Origin of the sequence: Streptomyces sp. NPDC020379 (assembly GCF_044387105.1) — a bacterium.
Lineage (GTDB): Bacteria > Actinomycetota > Actinomycetes > Streptomycetales > Streptomycetaceae > Streptomyces.
This window is the reverse complement of sequence record NZ_JBIRVR010000019.1, coordinates 100510-117850: the sequence shown is the minus strand read 5'-3', so window position 1 is coordinate 117850 and position 17341 is coordinate 100510. Positions and strand designations below refer to the sequence as shown.

Here is a 17341-nt window from a genome sequence, read left to right as displayed (position 1 = left end):
GTGCCCGCGGCCGCGTCCTCGAACTCCCCCAGACTCCGTCCGGGGGTGCCCCCGGACGGAGTCTGGGGGAGGTAGCTGGGGGAGTTCGAGGACAACGCGGCGAAGCCGTGTCGCCGGGGGGCTGGGGGCTTGCCCCCACGCGGCGGAGATGCGGCCGGGAAGGGGCGGGGCAGGGGAAGAAGCCTGCCGCAGGCGCCGGCCGACCCGCACTGGCGGTCCCGGCGTCGTGCCCTCCGGCCCTGCTCACGGCCTCGGCTCACGCGCGTCCACGACGCGCCTCAGCTTGCCCGTCGAGCGCTCCAGCGTGCCCGGGTCCACGATCTCCACGGTTGCCGACACCCCGATGCCCTCCTTCACCCGGCGGGCGATCTCCCCGGCCGCCTCCGCGCGTCGCCCCGGCGTCGCCCCGGGCCGGGCCTCCGCGCGCACGGTGAGGTGGTCCATCCGGCCCTCGCGCGTCAGCCGCAACTGGAAGTGCGGGGCGACGCCCGGCGTGCGCAGCACGATCTCCTCGACCTGCCCGGGAAAGAGGTTGACCCCGCGCACGATGATCAGATCGTCGCTGCGCCCGCTGATCCGTTCCATGCGCCGGAAGACGCGGGCGGTGCCGGGCAGCAGCCGCGTGAGGTCGCGGGTGCGGTAGCGCACGACGGGCATCGCCTCCTTGGTGAGCGAGGTGAGGACCAGCTCGCCGTGCTCGCCCTCGGACAGCACCTCGCCCGTGACCGGGTCCACGATCTCGGGAAGGAAGTGGTCCTCCCAGATGTGCGGCCCGTCCTTGGTCTCCACGCACTCCTGCGCGACGCCCGGACCCATGACCTCGGACAGGCCGTAGATGTCCACCGCGTCGAGGGCGAACCTCTCCTCGATCTCCCGCCGCATCCCCTCCGTCCAGGGCTCGGCCCCGAAGACGCCGGTCCGCAGCGAGGACGCCCGGGGGTCGAGCCCTTGGCGCTCGAACTCGTCGAGCAGGGTGAGCATGTAGGACGGCGTCACCATGATGACCTCCGGCCGGAGGTCCGTAAGCAGCCTGACCTGGCGTTCGGTCATCCCGCCGGACGCGGGGATCACCGTGCAGCCGAGCCGCTCCGCGCCGTAGTGCGCGCCCAGCCCGCCGGTGAACAGGCCGTAGCCGTACGCCACATGCACCTTGTCCCCCGGCCGGACACCGGCCGCCCGCAGCGAGCGCGCGACGACCTCGGCCCATGTGCCGAGGTCCCCCTGCGTGTAGCCGACGACGGTCGGGGTGCCCGTCGTACCACTGGAGGCATGGATCCGCCGCACCTCGCCCTCCGGCACGGCGAACATCCCGAACGGATAGTGCTCGCGCAGATCCCCCTTGGTGGTGAACGGGAACCGCGCGAGATCCCCGAGCCCCCGGCACTCCTCGGGCCGCACGCCTGCGGCGTCGAACGCGTGCCGGTAGAAGGGCACGCGCTCGTACACGCGCCGCAGGGTCCGGCGCAGCCGTACGAGCTGCAACTCGGTGAGCTGCTCACGGGACATCTGCTCGGCTGCGTCGACCATGCCGGGGAGTTTCCCCGGGTGCGGCGGTGGCCGAAACCGGGGGAGTGCCCCGGACGCCACCGGCTATCCGAGGACCCGCCCCGCGAACCGCCGTTCGAAGCCGTCGCCCACGTCCGCCGTCACCGTCACGTCGTACGCCCCGTCCGAAGCCACCGCCACCGTCAGCTCCGTGTGGCCGCCGGCCGTGACCGTGGCGGTCGTGCCGTCCGAGACGGTGAAGAGCACGGGAGCGCGGCCGCCGTTCGTCAGGGTCAGCCGCAGTCCGTCGGGCGAGGCCGTGACCGCGGCCTCCGGACGGCCCTTCGCCGCGTTCGTCCATGTGCGGACGTCTCCCTTGAAGCCGCGCAGATAGCCGTCGGGGCCGTGCAGGTCGATGTCGTACTTGCCGCCGCCGTAGGTGAGCGCGCTGAAGTAGTCGCTCGCGCTGCCGCCCACCGGGACGGTGTAGTGCCATGCCTCGTACGCCCGGTGGTTCACCGCGTAGGCCGTGAAGCCCGCGCCCAGCCGGCCGGTGTTGACCACCTTGAACCACAGGCGGTTGGTGGAGGTGTCGGTCCAGGACGTGGTGTCGAAACCGTAGCCGGTCGGCCGGGCCGGGCGGGTGCCCTCCTCCTGGGCGGGGCGGGCGGCGCCGGCCGGGGGCCTGGCGTCGGGCAGGGAGTCCTGCTTGTCGCAGGCGGCGACGAGGGCCGTCGTGTCCGGCAGGGCGGGGAAGGAGGCGTTCTTCGAGGTGAAGTCGAAGGCGCTCATCAGGTCGCCGCACACCGTGCGCCGCCAGGCGGAGATGTTGGGCTCCTTGACGCCGGTCCAGTTCTCCAGGAAGCGCAGCGGCGAGGTGTGGTCGAGCACCTCGGAGTGGACGTAACCGGACCGGCTCCACGGTGAGATCACGGTCATCGGGACCCGCGGCCCGAGCCCGATGGGCGCGCCGCCGATGAACTCGTCGGGGGTGCCGGACGGCGGCACGGGCGGGGCGACGTGGTCGAAGAAGCCGTCGTTCTCGTCGAAGTTGAGGAAGACCACCGTCTTCGCCCAGACCTCGGGGTGCGCGGCCAGCGACTCCAGGACGTACTTCGCGGTGTAGTCGGCGCCGTACGCGGGCGGGTAGGCGGGGTGCTCGGACTGCCGCTCGGGGGCGACGACCCAGCTGACGGCGGGCAGCTTGCCGTCGGCGACGTCCTGGTTGAAGGCGTCGGCTGTACGGCGCCGCATGCCGTTGATGTACAGCGAGGAGTCGCTCCCGGCGCTCTTGAAGCGGCTGAACCAGGCCAGCGGGTTGTCGTCGTAGTTGTCCTGCTGCTGGTAGACGCGCCAGGAGATCCCGGCGGCGTCGAGCCGCTCGGGGTAGGTGGTCCAGGTGTAGCCCTTCTCGGAGTTGTCGGTGACCGGGCCGCCGTTCCGGCCGCCCGGGTCGATCATGCCCGTCCACTGGTAGAGCCGGTTGGGGTTGGTCGGCCCCTGCACGGAGCAGAAATACTGGTCGCAGATGGTGAACGCCTCGGCCAGCGCGAACTGGAAGGGGATGTCGGCGCGCTGGTAATACCCCATGGTCCAGGCGCTCTTGGCGGGGATCCAGTTGTTGTATCTGCCGCCGTTCCAGGCGCTGTGGGTGCCCGCCCAGCCGTGGTCGAGGTCGCGGACGCGCTGGGCGTCGGTGGTGGCCGTGTCCAGGTGCCAGGGCGTCAGCACACTGCCGCCGAGGGGTCCGAGCGTCGTCTGGCGCAGGACGTCGGAGCCGCCGGGGAAGCGCAGCAGGGAGCGGTCCCCGAAGCCCCGTACGCCCTTCAGCGTGCCGAAGTAGTGGTCGAAGGAGCGGTTCTCCTGCATGAAGATCACCACGTGCTCGACATCGTCCAGCCTGCCGGACGGCGAGCTCGCGGCCATGGCCTGCTGGAGCGAGGACGGCAGGGCGCCGAGCGCGGCGGCGCCGGCGGCCGCACCGAGGAAACCACGGCGGGACAAGGGGGTCACGGTGACTCCTGGAGGCAGCGGGTGGAAGGTGACGCGCTGATTGAAGGCCCACGCGGCCACCCCCGCCCCAACGCCTGCGGAGTGCGCCGTGTCCACCGCGCGCACAGGAGGTGTCCCGCGTGTCAAGACTTGGCAAAAGCGCTACGGGGCGCGCTCGCCGCAGGCCACGGCGCGCGCCCACCGGTAGTCCGCCTTGCCGCTGGGCGAGCGCTCGACGCGGTCGGTGAGGACGAGGCTGCGCGGCACCTTGTACCCCGCCAGCCGGGCGCGGCAGTGCTCCTGGAGGGCGCCGAGCGTCGGCGGGCGCGCACCGGGCCGGGGCTGGACGACGGCGGCGACACGGTGTCCCCACCGGGCGTCGGGCACGCCGGTGACCAGCGCGTCGTACACATCCGGATGAGCCTTGAGGGCCTCCTCGACCTCTTCCGGATAGACCTTCTCGCCACCGGTGTTGATGCACTGCGAGCCGCGCCCCAGGACGGTGACCACGCCGTCCGCGCCGACCGTGGCCATGTCCCCGAGCAGGACCCACCGCTCGCCCCGCGCCTGGAAGAACGTCTCCGCGGTCTTCGCCGGGTCGTTGTAGTAGCCGAGCGGCACATGGCCGCGCTGCGCGACCCGCCCGACCTCGCCGGGGCCCACCGGTTCGTACGTCACCGGATCGACCACCGCCGTACGGTCGTTGACGCGCACCCGCAGGCCCCGGCCGCCGTCGTCGGTCGCGGTGCCGTTGAAGCCGGACTCCGAGGAGCCGAAGTTGTTCACCAGGGCCACGTGCGGCAGGAGCGCCGCGAACTCCTCCCGTACGGTGTCCGACAGGACGGCCCCCGAGCTGCTGACGCTGAACAGTGACGAGCAGTCCGTGCCCCGCAGCGGCCCCGCCAGCGCCTCCACCAGAGGCCGCAGCATCGCGTCGCCCACCAGCGAGACGCAGGTGACGCGCTCCTTCGCGACGGTCCGCAGCACCTGCTCCGGGACGTACTTGCGGTGCAGGACCACCTTCTGGCCGAAGTCGAAGGCGATGAAGGCCGTCAGCGTGGACGTGCCGTGCATCAGGGGCGCGGCGGGGAAGAAGACGAGGCCCTCGCCGCCCGCCGCGACCCGCTCGGCGAGCTCCTCGGGCCGCCGCACCGGGTCGCCGGTCGGCGCGCCGCCGCCGAGCCCCGAGAAGAAGAGGTCCTCCTGCCGCCACATGACGCCCTTGGGCATGCCGGTGGTGCCGCCGGTGTAGATGATGATCTGGTCGTCGCCGGAGCGCGGCCCGAAGTCGCGCCCCGGGGCGCCCGATGCCTCGGCGTCCGCGAAGGGCACGGGCTCGATCCGGGGCCTGGGGGCGCCCTCGGGCGGCGGGCCGACGCGGACGAGGTGACGGATCCGCTCCACCCCGGGCAGCGCCGCCGCCACCCGCCCGGTGAACTCGGCGTCGAAGACCAGCCCCGCCAGGTCGGCGTCCCGGTAGAGATAGGCCAGCTCCTCCTCCACATAGCGGTAGTTGACGTTGACCGGCACGGCCCGGAGCTTCAGGCACGCCCAGAGGGTCTGGAGGTACTCGACGCCGTTGTAGAGGTGCAGGCCCACGTGCTCGCCCGGCCGGATGCCGCTGTCACGCAGGTGGTGGGCCAGCCGGTCGGCCGCCGCGTCGAGCTGCGCGTACGTCAGCCGCCGCTCGGCGCCGCTGCCCGGGTGCTCGATGTGCACCAGGGCCTCCCGGCCGGGCACCGTGTCGACGACCGACTCGAAGAGGTCGGCGAGGTTCACGTCCATGTCTCCTCCTGCCGGGCGGTACGGCGGGGAACGGCGGTGGTGCGGTGGGGCCCGGTCGCGCGGTCGCGGGACGGGAACGGCGGTGGCACGGTGGCCGGGACGGCCCGGCGGTCATTAGAGCGCCGGGCGCGGTGGGTGGGAAGGGGCGCCGCCCAAGAAATCTGACAGGTTGTCAGAAAACTCTTGAAGTGCGGACCCGCCTCCGCCACCCTGTTCTCCGTCGCCGGACAGGAGGACACCCATGAGCGGGACCGCACACCTCGTGGTCGAACGCGTCGGCGCCACCCTGCTGCTCACCCTCAACCGGCCGGAGGCCAGGAACGCCCTCTCCCTGCCGATGCTGGTCGGGCTCCACGACGGCTGGGCCGAGGCGGATGAGGACGACACCGTCCGCTCCGTCGTCCTCACCGGCGCGGGCGGAGCCTTCTGCTCCGGCATGGACCTCAAGGCGCTCGCCGGGCAGGGGAGGGCGGCCGACGACACCTGCCGGGAGCGGCTGAAGGCGGACCCCGACCTCCACTGGAAGGCCATGCTCCGCCACCACCGCCCCCGCAAGCCCGTCATCGCCGCCGTCGAGGGCCCCTGCGTCGCGGGCGGCACCGAGATCCTCCAGGGCACCGACATCCGCGTCGCGGGCGAGAGCGCCACCTTCGGCCTCTTCGAGGTCCGGCGCGGCCTCTTCCCCGTCGGCGGCTCCACCGTCCGCCTCGCCCGCCAGATCCCGCGCACCCACGCCCTCGAAATGCTGCTCACCGGCCGCCCCTACACCGCCCGCGAGGCCGAGCGCATCGGGCTGATCGGACGGGTCGTGCCCGACGGCACCGCCCTGGAGTCGGCCCTCGCCACCGCCGAACTCGTCAACGCCAACGGCCCGCTGGCCGTGGAGGCGGTCAAGGCGTGCGCCTACGAGACCGCCGGCCTCGACGAGCCCGACGCCCTCGCCGTCGAGCTCGAACGCGGCATGCGGATCTTCGACACCGCCGACGCCAAGGAAGGCGCCCGCGCCTTCGCCGAGAAGCGCCCGCCCGTCTTCCGGCGCGCCTGAGCCCCCCCGGAGACGCCCGAGACCGTCCGACAGAAGGAGAGCCGCGGCCGTGTCCGAGATCCTCACCGCGCCCCTGGTCGTCGAATTCCCCTTCACCCGCTCCCTGGGCCCCGTCCAGAGCGCCTTCCTCACGGGCCTGCGCGAACGCGTCGTCCTCGGCGTGCGCACCACCGACGGCCGCGTCCTCGTGCCGCCCGTCGAGTACGACCCGTTCACCGCCGAGGAGATCCGCGAGCTCGTCGAGGTGGCCCCCACCGGCACCGTCACCACCTGGGCCTGGAACGCGGCCCCCCGCCCGCGGCAGCCCCTGCCGACTCCCTTCGCGTGGGCCCTCGTACGCCTCGACGGAGCCGACACGGCCCTCCTGCACGCTCTCGACGCCCCCGGCCCCGACGCCGTACGCACCGGCATGCGCGTACGCGTCCGCTGGACCGCCGAGCGCACCGGCGCGATCACCGACATCGCGTGCTTCGAACCGCACGAGAGCGGCACGGCGGGCCCCGCGACCCCGCACAGCGGCGCCTTCGCCGACCCGGTCACCGGCATCACCACCCCCGCCCGCCTCGACTACACCTACGCCCCCGGCCGCGCCCAGAGCCGCCACCTCGCGGCCCTCGCCCGGCACACCCTCACCGGCGAACGCTGCCCCGCCTGCCGCCGCGTGTACGTACCGCCCCGGGGCGCCTGCCCGACCTGCGGCGTCGCCACCGGCGAACAGGTCGAGGTAGGCCCGCGCGGCACCGTCACCACCTACTGCGTCGTCAACATCAAGGCCAGGAACGCCGCGATCGACGTCCCGTACGTCTACGCCCACATCGCCCTCGACGGCGCCGACCTCGCCCTGCACGGGCGCATCGCGGGCATCCCCTGCGACCAGGTGCGCATGGGCCTGCGCGTCGAGCCGGTCTGGACCGAGGGCGCCCGCCACCCCGATCACTACCGCCCCACGGGCGAACCCGACGCCGACTACGACACGTACAAGGAGCTGCTGTGACGCGGTACGCCCGCGACGTGGCGATCGTCGCCTTCGCGCAGACCGCCCACCGGCGCTCGTCGGAGGACGTGTCCGAGACCGAGATGCTGCTGCCCGTCCTGCGCGAGGTGCTGGACCGGGCACAACTGGCACCCGGCGAGGCCGGCTTCACCTGCTCGGGGTCGAGCGACTACCTCGCCGGGCGCCCCTTCTCCTTCACCATGGCCCTCGACTGCGTCGGCGCCTGGCCGCCCGTCGCGGAGTCCCACGTGGAGACGGACGGTGCCTGGGCGCTCTACGAAGCCTGGGTCGAACTCCTCACCGGCGCCGCCGACACCGCCCTCGTCTACGCCTACGGCAAGTCCTCCGCCGGTGATCTCGGCGCCGTCCTCACCCGCCAGCTCGACCCCTACTGCACCGCCCCGCTGTGGCCCGGCCCCGTCGACCTCGCCGCGCTCCAGGCGCAGGCGCTCATCGACGCGGGCGAGACCGACGAGGAGGCCCTCGCCGCCGTCGCGGACCGCAGCCGCGCCGCCGCCCGCACCAACCCCCACGCGCGGCTGCGCGGCCGGGTGCCGATGGGCGACCACCTCGTAGCACCGCTGCGCACCGGCGACTGCCCGCCCGTCTGCGACGGCGCCGCCGCGGTCGTCCTCGCCGCCGGGGACACCGCCCGCCGCATGTGCGAACGGCCCGCCTGGATCCGCGGCCTGGACCACCGCGTCGACCCGCAGGGCCTCGGACTGCGCGACCTCACCGACGCCCCCTCCGCCCGGCTCGCCGCCGAACACGCCGGGGCGTTCGACGCCCCCGTCGACACCGCGGAGATCCACGCGCCCTTCACCGCGCAGGAGGTGATTCTGCGCAAGGCCCTCCGGCTCGGGGACGACGTCACGGTCAACCCCTCCGGCGGCGCCCTCGCCGCCGACCCGGTCATGGCGACCGGGCTGATCCGCTTCGGCGAGGCGGCCGCCCGCATCCACCGCGGCGCGTCGGACCGGGCGCTGGCCCACGCCACCTCCGGGCCGTGCCTCCAGCAGAACCTCGTCGGCGTCCTGGAAGGGGAGAGCCGGTGAAGCGCGCGGACAACGAACCCGTGGCCGTCGTCGGCGTCGGCCAGACCCGGCATGCCGCCGCCCGCCGGGACGTCTCGATCGCCGGGCTCGTCCGCGAGGCCGCTCTGCGCGCCCTCGCCGACGCGGAGCTGACCTGGGCCGGCATCGACGCCGTCGTGATCGGCAAGGCGCCGGACTTCTTCGAGGGCGTCATGATGCCCGAGCTCTACCTCGCCGACGCGCTCGGAGCCGTCGGCAAACCCCTGATGCGTGTGCACACCGCGGGTTCCGTCGGCGGCTCCACGGCCCTCGTCGCCGCGAACCTCGTTGCCTCCCGGGTGCGCGGCACCGTCCTGGCCGTCGCCTTCGAGAAGCAGTCCGAGTCGAACGCCATGTGGGGGCTGTCCCTGCCCGTCCCCTTCCAGCAGCCCCTGCTGGCCGGCGCCGGCGGCTTCTTCGCCCCGCATGTACGCGCGTACATGCGCCGCACCGGAGCACCCGATCACGTCGGCGCGCTCGTCGCCTACAAGGACCGCCGCAACGCCCTGCGGAATCCCCATGCCCACCTCCACGAACACGACATCACGCTGGAGAAGGTGCGGTCGTCGCCCATGCTGTGGGACCCGATCCGCTACTCCGAGACCTGCCCTTCCTCCGACGGGGCCTGCGCGATGGTCCTCACCGGCCGCCGGGGCGCCGCGCGCGCACCGCGGCCGCCGGCCTGGATGCACGGCGGCGCCATGCGCAGCGAGCCGACCCTCTTCGCCGGCAAGGACTTCGTCTCGCCCCGGGCGGGCCGCGACTGCGCCGCCGAGGTCTACCGCCAGGCGGGGATCACCGACCCGCGCCGCGAGATCGACGTGGCCGAACTCTATGTCCCCTTCAGCTGGTACGAGCCGATGTGGCTGGAGAACCTCGGCTTCGCGGCCGAGGGCGAGGGCTGGAAACTCACCGTCTCCGGCGCCACCGAGCAGGACGGCGACCTGCCCGTGAACCCCTCGGGCGGGGTGCTGTCCACCAACCCCATCGGTGCCTCGGGCATGCTGCGCTTCGCCGAGGCCGCGCTCCAGGTGTGCGGCCGGGCCGGCGCACACCAGGTCGACGGCGCCCGCAAGGCGCTCGGTCACGCCTACGGCGGGGGAGCGCAGTTCTTCTCGATGTGGCTGGTGGGCGCCGAGCCGCCCGGCAGCTGAGACGCGCGGCCTGTCCGGCGCATCGCGTGCTCGCTAGGGTGGCCGGGAGGGACGACCGGGAGGAGCAACGGACGTGGCGAAGAGCACGACGCACCAACTGGCCGGTGGCACAAGGCCGGAGCTCGACCTCGCGAACGCCGCATGGCAGCCGGGCAGTCAGGGCGTCGGCGACGTCCAGATCGCCTTCGTCGAGGGATTCATCGCCATGCGTCACGAACGCAGGCCGGACGCGCCCGCCTTGGTGTTCACCCCGGCGGAGTGGCGGGCGTTCGTCGTCGGCGCGCGGGGCGGCGAATTCGATCCGGCCTGACGCCCCGGGGCCGCCCGCCGCGCACGCCCCGGGACCACACGGCGTCAGCCGACCCGGGAGCCCTCCGTCAGCAGATCGGCGTGGTAGCGGCGGGCGACCTCCGGGTGGGCGCGCAGCCAGCCCTTGACCTCATTGCGGCCGTACTCCGCGAACAGCGGGTTGGCGGAGTCCTGGGTGACCCCCGGCGCCCGGTGCGCGTGCGGGAAGGGCACGGGCTCGATGCGCGCGTCCAGCCGGGGGTTGTAGAAGAACGGCACGGAGTAGCGCTCCCGGGTGCCGGGCGGGCTGACCACGCGGTGGTTGGTGGCCTTGAGATAGCCGTTGGTCGCCACCTCCAGCAGCTCGCCGAGGTTGATCACGAACGCCCCGGGCAGCGGCGGCACATCGCGGAACACCCCGTCCGAGCCCTCCACTTGGAGGCCGCCGACCTCGTCCTGGAGCAGCAGCGTCAGGAAGCCGTAGTCCTTGTGCGCGCCCACGCCCTGCCCCGCGCCGTCGGGGGCGCTGCCGGGGTAGCGGACCAGCTTGAGGTGCAGGTGGGGGCGGTCGGCGAAGGCGTCGTCGTAGAAGGTGGGCGGAGCGCCGATCGAGGCCAGCAGCTCGTGCAGCAGCCGCCCGGCGATCTCGCTCAGCCTGTCGATCCAGCGCAGCGCGGTGGTCTTCAGCTCGGGAAGGGCGGCGGGCCACTGGTTCGGGCCCTCCAGCCACCAGTAGCCGGGCTCGTCGCCGGTGGGTATGCGGGCCGCGCGCTCGGCGCCTATGTCGATCTGGTCCCGCCAGTCGCGGCTGCCGCCGGTCCGCTCGTCACCGATGCGGGTGTAGCCGCGGAAATGGGGCGAGTTGAGGTTGCTGATGGACAGCCGCTCCGCCTCGGGGAGCGCGAAGAACGCGCGGAGGGTACGCATCAGTTCGGCGGTCTCGGACTCGGTGATCCCGTGCCCGGTCAGATGGAAGAAGCCCACGTCGCGGGCGGCGGCGTGCAGCGCCTCGTGGAAGGCGGCGCGGCCGGCGGCGTCACCCGACGCGGCCGAGAGGTCGAGGACAGGAAGCTTGTTGCTCATGAGGGTGTCCACAGCGTGAAGGCCCGGTTTCCGTACGGCGGTATGCCGGACGGCCGCGCTGCCGTCGCGGGGTACGCGGACAGGGCAGGCGGGACCGGGAAAGCGGCAGGGAAGAGAGAAAGAGGAAAGAGGCCACGGCCCGGGAAAGCGGGCTGGGCGGGGTGAAGGTCAGCCGTAGTGGCGACAGGACATGCTCGTGACGCGGAGGAGGTCCACGTGGCGGCGTTTCACGAGCATGGTCACGTGCCCCATCGTATACGACGCCGTAACAAACGGATCCGGCCTGGTCGGACGGCCTGGCGGCGGTGGATCTTCCGGGTCCGGGCGCAAGGGAATCCCCCCTTCCGCGGTGCTCGTGCACCCGCGGAAGGGGGGATTCGCGCAGCAGCGTCCGCCGTGGTCAGCGACCGTTGCCCGAGCCGTTGCCCGAGACGACCGGGATCTCGCTGAGGATGTGCGACAGCGGGTCGTCGCCGTCGGAGATCGTCGAGTTGTCGGTGCACTGCTGCTGCTGCTGGGAGCTGAGGACCGGTACGTCCTGGACGCCGACGTTGAGCAGGGCGATCAGGGACTGGAGGCCGATCTTGCCGATGCCGAGGCACGGCTTGTTGAGCGTGCCCTGGATCAGGCTCATCTGCGGGCTCTGCTCGCCGCCGGTCTTGGTGTTGCCGTAACCGGTGCGGGAAGCGTTTCCGTTCGCCACGTCCTGGTCGTTGCCGATCGCCATCGCGGGACCGGCGATGGTGCCGACCGCCGAGGCCGTCAGTGCGGCCGTGGCGAGTACCTTCTTGAGCACGTCTGTGCCTTTCGATCGATTAGCGCCTTCTCAGGGGAAGTGTCCTGAGTAACTCGACCCCATTTGCCGAGGTTTCGGGCATTCACTCATTTGCGCCATCGGACGATCGGCACGGAAAGGCCGGGAGTCTCGCTACTGCCTCGGGTTATTTCCCCCGCCGGTGCGGCGCATGGGGGTGATCGCGGCGGGGGCCTGCCCGGTATCGCTGGTAGCGTGCTGCGTGCGGCGGATCTTCGGCCGTCAGTCCGCCCGGACAGCGCCCCCACAAGCTGCGTCCGGGCGGGCTTTTGCGCTCCTGCGGGCCGGTCGCCGGGCGTGGCGGGCGGGCCTCAGGGCCGGCTGCGCTCCGGCGCGAACGGCACCCCGGACCGGAGGCCGCGCAGCCCCACCACCAGCGCCTCGCCGAGGAAGCTGACACCGATGTTCAGCTGTGTGGGCCGCGCGCTCTCGTGCATGCCCGCGCGCGTGGCGAGCAGCCCGAAGCCCGCCATGGCGGCGAAGGTGATCACCAGGACGAGGAAGGACCGTCCGGTGTAGCGCTGCCACAGCACCCCGTTCTTCTCGAAGACCGCGATGGTCGACCCGCGCCACGCGCCGGCCGCCATGCCCAGCACGGCGCCCGTCGCCGACCAGACGCCGTCCGTCGCGGTCAGCCCCTCGGCCTTGGCCAGGGACGCGACGCCGAGGCCGGTCAGGATCACCGGGGCCGCCAGCAGATCGCGGGCATTGAGCGGCTCTCCCGCCAGTCGCTTGATCACTACGACGACCACCGCCACGGCGATGATCCCCCCGAGCAGCCAGCTGTGCACGTGGCCTCCTTTTTAGCTTGACTGTGCCAAAAAGATATTAGCTCGGCCGTGCTATAAAGCCAACATGCCGAAGATCGTCGATCCCGGGGCCCGCCGCCGCGCCGTGGCCGCGGCCTTCCTCCGCGTCGTGGGCCGCGACGGCCTGGAAGCCGCCTCGCTGCGCAACGTCGCCGACGAGGCGGGGCTCGCCATCGGGTCCGTCCGCCACTACTTCAGCGATCACGACGAGCTGGTGATCTTCGCGATGGGGGAGCTGATCGACCGCATCGAACGCCGCCTCCGCGCCCGCGCCGACCTCGTCCTCGCCACCGCACCCGGCGGCGACCTCCGCACGCGCGCCGAGGAACTGCTCGCCGAGCTCCTGCCGCTCGACGACGAGCGCCGCGAGGAGGCCGAACTCTGGATCGCCTTCACCACGGCGGCCCGCACCCGGCCCGGACTGCGGCCCCGCGCCGTCGAGTTGCAGCGGGGCACCGTCACCCTGCTGGCCCGTGTCCTCCAGGGCGGCCGGGAGAGCGGAGGTCTGTCCGACGGCCTCGACGTCGAACTGGAGAGCCTCCGGCTCGCCGCGCTGGTCGACGGCCTCTCCCTCCAGGCCGTGCTCGAACCGGACCGGCTGACCCCCGAGCTCCAGCGCCGGATGCTGAGCCACCACCTGGACACCCTCGGGCAGCACCGCTGACCGCACCCGTTCGGCCCCACGGCCGCCGCGCGCGCCACTCGCCCCGTACGCCGCCCGGGCCCCGCGCGCGGGCCGCACCGGGGGTCTCCCCGGCGTCACGGCGCGCCGCGGTGCACGTACGATGTGAGCATGTCGTTCCTCCGCCGCCGCAGCGCCGCCACGCCCACCGGGCCGGACTTCGACGTCCTCGCCATGGACCCGGGGGACTGGCCCGGCGACCTCGGTGCCGGGCTGCTGCCCGCGCCCGACGGCAGCTGCCAGGGCGTCTTCCTCCGCTACGACCTCTTCGGCGGGCGCGGCCCCGCGATGATCATCGGCAATCTGCCCGAGGGCTCCCCGGCCCGCGAGCTGGGCGAGGGCCAGGTCCCCTTCGAGGTGGCACAGCTGCTGGTGGCCCTCGGCAACGACGAGCCCGTGCAGGTGCTGGAGACCGAGGACATCCCGGTCATGCACGAGGACAACCTGCTGATCGTGCGCCGTCTGAAGTGCTCCGAAGGCCGCATCTCCTGCACCCAGTTCGACCGCAGCGACGGCGTCCTCGTCACCATCGCCAGCTGGGACCGGCCCATCACCGACGAGCTCTACCAGCTGCTCAAGCCGCTGCCCGCGGAGATGTTCCAGCAGGTCTGAGCCCGCGGAACGCCCCATCGACACCGGAGCCCGGTACGCCTGCCGTACCGGGCTCTCTCGCTGTCCGCCTCCTCAGCTGCCGGACTGGCGCACGCTCACATCGGCGGCCCTGACGAAGGCCACCCGGTGACCGAACTGGATCTCGTAGTAGACGTCCTTGCCGCGGATCACCCGGTGCCCCGCCGGATCGAAGGACTTCGACCACAGATACTCGTTCGGCACCTGACCGCCCAGCACGTACGCCTGCCCCGCGAGCAGTTTGTACGGCAGCGGTGTCACCTCCTGCACGGGCACACCGGCGGGATACGCCTCCTTCTCCGGATAGGCCCGTCCGTAGACCGGGACCCCGGCCGACCCCGCCTTGGGGGTGACCACCTTGCCCCGGGCGTTGACCACGGTGGGGTCCCACCACGGGTTGACGAACCACGCCTTCTGACCGAGGTACCAGATCGCCGTCCAGTCGCCCTGGCGGTCGGCGACCGCGAACTGCTGGCCGGTGGAGGCGCGGGCCCCCGTGTCGTTGACGTCGGTCGTCGAGGCGCCGCCGTCCGGGCGCAGCCCGATGTCCTTCACGAGGGGGGCGTCCTTCTTCGGCGCCGTGTACAGCCGGACCGCGCCCGAACCGTGCCGCGCACAGGGCTTGCCCGCTCCCTCGCAGCCCGTGTACCGCGGGGTGTTGGAGTCGTAGTCGGGCCGGATGGTGACCATCCCGCCGTACGTGCCGCCCGTGGGGTAGAAGGGCTTGCCCAGCAGCTCGAAATAGTGCTCCCAGTCCCAGAAGGGACCCGGGTCGGTGTGCATGCCCTTGATGGTCGCCGGGGTCGTCCCCGGGACGTTGTCATGACCCAGGATGTGCTGCCGGTCCAGCGGGACGTGCAGCTTGTCGGCCAGATAGCGCACCAGCCGGGCCGACGTGCGGTACATCTCCTCGGTGTACCAGGCCTCGGGCTGGGCGAGGAAGCCCTCGTGCTCGATGCCGACGGAGGCGGAGTTCACATACCAGTTGCCCGCGTGCCAGGCCACGTCCTTCGTCGGCACGTGCTGGGCGATGTGCCCGTCCGAGGAGCGCACGGTGTAGTTCCAGGAGACGTACGCGGGATCCTTGATCAGCTTGACCGTCGTCTCCCACGACGCCTCGGTGTCGTGGATGACGATGAAGTCCACCTTCTGCGAAGGCGCCTTGGGGCGGTCCGCGAGGTCGTGGTTGCCGTAGTCCGCCCCCTCCAGCTTCTGATACGGCGCCGGGGCCGACTCGCACGCCACCGAGGACGGGCACTCCACGCCCTTCGCCGAAGGCGCCGGCAGCCCCAGCCGCCGCACCAGGTCCATGCGGTCGACCGCACGGGGGACCGCCTCCAGATCGACCAGCTGACCGGCGTCCGTCGTGCGCCGCACACCCGCGCGGATCACCTCGAAGACGTCGTGCGCGAAGGTGCCGGCCGACACCGCGTCCGCGGCGCCCGGATAGCTCGCCACCGCGCCGTACCAGTCCGCGGGGTCGGGACTCGGCGGCAGACCCAGCCGGTGCTGCGCGGCGGCCAGCAGGGCCGCACCACCCTGGACGTTGGCCGCCGGGTCCAGGCGGAGCGCCTCGGTGGACAGGCCGGACAGCTCGGCGGCCCGGTCCAGCGTGCGCAGCCGCGCCGGGACCTCCACGGGCACGGGCAGCTCCGGGCGGACGGAACGCGCCCCGGCCAGCGGCCGGGCGCCGTCGCCGCGGGGATCCTGGAGCTCGTCACCGCGGCGCGTGCCCGCCGCGAGCGCGGTGACGGCCTCGGTGAGGTGCATGGGGCCGTAGCCACCGGTGACACTGGGCGCACCGGCATGGTCGTTCCAGCGGGACTGGAGATACGAGACGCCCAGCAGCACGCTCGAGGGCACGCGATACTTCGCGGACGCCGCGATGAAGGCCCGCTGCAACGCGCCGGAGCCCGGCTGCTCCCCGGCGCCGGCCACGGCACCGCCCGAGAGGGCGGGCGTCAACAGGGCGGCCGACGTCAGGACGCCGACCGCCCGGAGTCTGCGGCGGTTTCCCCGCAGGGCTCTCGGCAGGGTGGTCCGGGGGGCGGGGGCGGATCCTCGCAATGCGGCCTCCTCGGGACGGCGGTGCCACCGAGCTGGATGGTAGGTGCGCGATCGGGCGTGCCGGACCGGACGTACCAGAGGTAGCCGCTGGATGACGATCCGTCAATCATGGTGATGCGCCTGTGTGGGTGACGCTTCAGCGTGAAAACGGTGGTCATCCTTGCCGGTGAACGACGACACGCCGCGCGGGGAGGACGCGCGGCGTGTCGGGGTGGCGAGCCGGGTGGGAGCGGTCAGCGGGTGCCGACCGCCGCCCTTACGGCACGCCGGGCGAGCGCGCAGTCGTCGTGCAGACGACGCAGCAGCAGCCGCTGCTCCTCACCGGACTCGGCGGCACCGGGTGCGGTCGGCGTGGCACCGGGTGCGGTCGGGGCCGGCTCCTGCAATGCGCGCTGGACAGCCGTTTCGTACGTACGGATCTCCCGCGTCAGCACGAGCATCAGATTCACCAGAAAGGCGTCACGCGAGACCGTGCCGGCCTGCTGTGCGTACTGGCTGATCTGACGGCGGGCCCCCGGGGCGTCCCCGAGGACGGTCCAGAGGGTGGCCAGGTCGTATCCCGGGAGATACCAGCCGGCCTGGTCCCAGTCGACGAGCACCGGGCCCGCGGGGGAGAGCAGGATGTTGGAGAGCAGGGCGTCGCCGTGGCAGAACTGCCCCTGGACGTGGGCCAGCCCGTGCAGCAGCTTCTGGAGGTCGCCCAGATCGCGGTCGGTGAGCAGGCCCAGCTCGTGATAGCGGGTGATGCGCTTGCCGTAGTCGAGCGGCATGTCGAACATGCCGGCCGGGGGCCGCCAGAGGTTGACCCGGCAGATCGCCCCGAGCGCCGCGCGGACATCCGCGCGGGGCGGTGGGTCGGTCGGGTGCCGCATGGCGGCGGCCGGCCGGCCGGGCATCCGCTCGATCACCAGCGTGCAGTTGTCGGGGTCCGCGGCGATCAGCCGCGGCACCCGCACCGGCGGGCGGTGACGGACGAACGCCCGGTACGTAGCTATTTCGTGGCGGAACCGCTCGGCCCATGCCGGAGAGTGGTCCAGTAAACACTTGGCCACTGCTGTACTGCGGCCGGTGGACCCGACCAGCAGGACCGAGCGGCCGCTGCGGCGCAGCACCTGGACCGGGTTGAACTCCGGGCAGATGCGGTGCACCGCGGCGATGGCCGTGCGCAACTGCGCGCCCTGGGGGCCGGACAAGTCGATTCTCCCGCTGAGCGGTTGGCCGCCGAGCCCCGCGGGCCGCCGGGCCCGTCCGGCACCGAAGGCAGCTCCCGCGGCGTGGGAGGGGTCGAGGTACGGTCCGCCGCCTACGTGCTGCGGACGGAGCTGCCGGGGCGGCGCGGACACGGAGGACGAGGCTGCATACATGTGCGGAACAGATCCCTTCGTGTGCCGGCGAATTACGGCGCTCCCCGGTCCCCGGGCCGTGGGGCACCCTGGGGAA

The 17341-nt window shown here is 72.7% G+C and carries 16 protein-coding genes; 7 read left to right on the top strand and 9 right to left on the bottom strand.

Annotation, left to right across the window (positions count from 1 at the left end; genetic code table 11):
- Positions 1-243 precede the first annotated feature (243 nt).
- The 3 genes from paaK to ACH427_RS23815 form a co-directional block, all read right to left on the bottom strand.
- Complete coding sequence (gene paaK / locus ACH427_RS23825) at positions 244-1527, bottom strand: phenylacetate--CoA ligase PaaK (RefSeq protein WP_398872260.1); 1284 nt, start codon at positions 1525-1527, stop codon at positions 244-246.
- A 63-nt stretch (positions 1528-1590) separates the two neighbouring features.
- On the bottom strand, positions 1591-3498 hold the full coding sequence (locus ACH427_RS23820) for a phosphocholine-specific phospholipase C (protein ID WP_398872258.1): 1908 nt from the start codon (positions 3496-3498) through the stop codon (positions 1591-1593).
- Between the two features lie 141 nt (positions 3499-3639).
- Positions 3640-5262, bottom strand: coding sequence for an acyl-CoA synthetase (locus ACH427_RS23815; protein WP_398872256.1), 1623 nt, complete (start codon positions 5260-5262; stop codon positions 3640-3642).
- 241 nt (positions 5263-5503) lie between these two features.
- Between ACH427_RS23815 and ACH427_RS23810 the strand changes: the two genes are divergently transcribed.
- The 5 genes from ACH427_RS23810 (at position 5504) to ACH427_RS23790 (ending at position 9838) form a co-directional block, all read left to right on the top strand.
- On the top strand, positions 5504-6307 hold the full coding sequence (locus tag ACH427_RS23810; RefSeq protein WP_398872254.1) for a crotonase/enoyl-CoA hydratase family protein: 804 nt from the start codon (positions 5504-5506) through the stop codon (positions 6305-6307).
- A gap of 49 nt (positions 6308-6356) precedes the next feature.
- The gene (locus ACH427_RS23805) at positions 6357-7301 is read left to right on the top strand and encodes a Zn-ribbon domain-containing OB-fold protein (RefSeq protein WP_398872252.1); all 945 of its coding nucleotides are present in this window, start codon (positions 6357-6359) and stop codon (positions 7299-7301) included.
- Positions 7298-8356, top strand: a complete 1059-nt coding sequence (locus ACH427_RS23800; RefSeq protein WP_398872250.1) for a thiolase domain-containing protein — start codon at positions 7298-7300, stop codon at positions 8354-8356. Before ACH427_RS23805 ends, ACH427_RS23800 begins: the two co-directional genes overlap by 4 nt.
- Positions 8353-9528 carry a thiolase domain-containing protein gene (locus tag ACH427_RS23795; protein ID WP_398872248.1) on the top strand — a complete coding sequence of 392 codons (1176 nt, stop codon included), beginning with the start codon at positions 8353-8355 and terminating at the stop codon, positions 9526-9528. Before ACH427_RS23800 ends, ACH427_RS23795 begins: the two co-directional genes overlap by 4 nt.
- A 73-nt stretch (positions 9529-9601) precedes the next feature.
- Positions 9602-9838 (top strand): DUF397 domain-containing protein, encoded by a 237-nt coding sequence (locus ACH427_RS23790; protein WP_398872246.1) that lies wholly within the window; start codon positions 9602-9604, stop codon positions 9836-9838.
- A gap of 44 nt (positions 9839-9882) precedes the next feature.
- Here the strand turns inward: ACH427_RS23790 and ACH427_RS23785 are convergent, their stop codons facing one another.
- From ACH427_RS23785 to ACH427_RS23770, 4 genes are all read right to left on the bottom strand, one after another.
- Positions 9883-10899 carry an isopenicillin N synthase family dioxygenase gene (locus ACH427_RS23785; protein WP_398872244.1) on the bottom strand — a complete coding sequence of 339 codons (1017 nt, stop codon included), beginning with the start codon at positions 10897-10899 and terminating at the stop codon, positions 9883-9885.
- Positions 10900-11067: 168 nt separating this feature from the next.
- Positions 11068-11151, bottom strand: a complete 84-nt coding sequence (locus ACH427_RS23780) for a putative leader peptide (RefSeq protein WP_398872300.1) — start codon at positions 11149-11151, stop codon at positions 11068-11070.
- A gap of 148 nt (positions 11152-11299) precedes the next feature.
- Positions 11300-11695: a rodlin gene (locus ACH427_RS23775; protein WP_398872242.1), complete on the bottom strand. Its 396-nt coding sequence runs from the start codon at positions 11693-11695 to the stop codon at positions 11300-11302.
- A gap of 329 nt (positions 11696-12024) precedes the next feature.
- Positions 12025-12504, bottom strand: a complete 480-nt coding sequence (locus ACH427_RS23770) for a DUF1453 domain-containing protein (protein WP_398872240.1) — start codon at positions 12502-12504, stop codon at positions 12025-12027.
- Between the two features lie 64 nt (positions 12505-12568).
- Here ACH427_RS23770 and ACH427_RS23765 point away from each other — a divergent pair, with 64 nt between their 5' ends.
- Together ACH427_RS23765 and ACH427_RS23760 are read left to right on the top strand one after the other, a co-directional pair.
- Positions 12569-13186, top strand: coding sequence for a TetR/AcrR family transcriptional regulator (locus ACH427_RS23765; protein WP_398872238.1), 618 nt, complete (start codon positions 12569-12571; stop codon positions 13184-13186).
- 129 nt (positions 13187-13315) lie between these two features.
- Complete coding sequence (locus ACH427_RS23760) at positions 13316-13816, top strand: hypothetical protein (RefSeq protein ID WP_301889609.1); 501 nt, start codon at positions 13316-13318, stop codon at positions 13814-13816.
- Positions 13817-13888: 72 nt separating this feature from the next.
- Here ACH427_RS23760 and ACH427_RS23755 read toward each other — a convergent pair whose 3' ends face one another.
- Together ACH427_RS23755 and ACH427_RS23750 are read right to left on the bottom strand one after the other, a co-directional pair.
- Positions 13889-15901: an N-acetylmuramoyl-L-alanine amidase gene (locus ACH427_RS23755; protein ID WP_398872235.1), complete on the bottom strand. Its 2013-nt coding sequence runs from the start codon at positions 15899-15901 to the stop codon at positions 13889-13891.
- Between the two features lie 233 nt (positions 15902-16134).
- The gene (locus tag ACH427_RS23750; RefSeq protein ID WP_398872233.1) at positions 16135-17265 is read right to left on the bottom strand and encodes an aminoglycoside phosphotransferase family protein; all 1131 of its coding nucleotides are present in this window, start codon (positions 17263-17265) and stop codon (positions 16135-16137) included.
- Positions 17266-17341: the final 76 nt, after the last annotated feature.

Excerpts from the sequence above, each read along its gene's own strand:
- ACH427_RS23815 (WP_398872256.1), bottom strand. The coding sequence starts at position 5,262 with ATGGACGTGAACCTCGCCGACCTCTTCGAGTCGGTCGTCGACACGGTG.
- ACH427_RS23750 (WP_398872233.1), bottom strand. The coding sequence starts at position 17,265 with ATGTATGCAGCCTCGTCCTCCGTGTCCGCGCCGCCCCGGCAGCTCCGT.
- ACH427_RS23765 (WP_398872238.1), top strand. The coding sequence starts at position 12,569 with ATGCCGAAGATCGTCGATCCCGGGGCCCGCCGCCGCGCCGTGGCCGCG.
- paaK (WP_398872260.1), bottom strand. The coding sequence starts at position 1,527 with ATGGTCGACGCAGCCGAGCAGATGTCCCGTGAGCAGCTCACCGAGTTG.
- ACH427_RS23780 (WP_398872300.1), bottom strand. The coding sequence starts at position 11,151 with ATGGGGCACGTGACCATGCTCGTGAAACGCCGCCACGTGGACCTCCTC.
- ACH427_RS23785 (WP_398872244.1), bottom strand. The coding sequence starts at position 10,899 with ATGAGCAACAAGCTTCCTGTCCTCGACCTCTCGGCCGCGTCGGGTGAC.
- ACH427_RS23760 (WP_301889609.1), top strand. The coding sequence starts at position 13,316 with ATGTCGTTCCTCCGCCGCCGCAGCGCCGCCACGCCCACCGGGCCGGAC.
- ACH427_RS23810 (WP_398872254.1), top strand. The coding sequence starts at position 5,504 with ATGAGCGGGACCGCACACCTCGTGGTCGAACGCGTCGGCGCCACCCTG.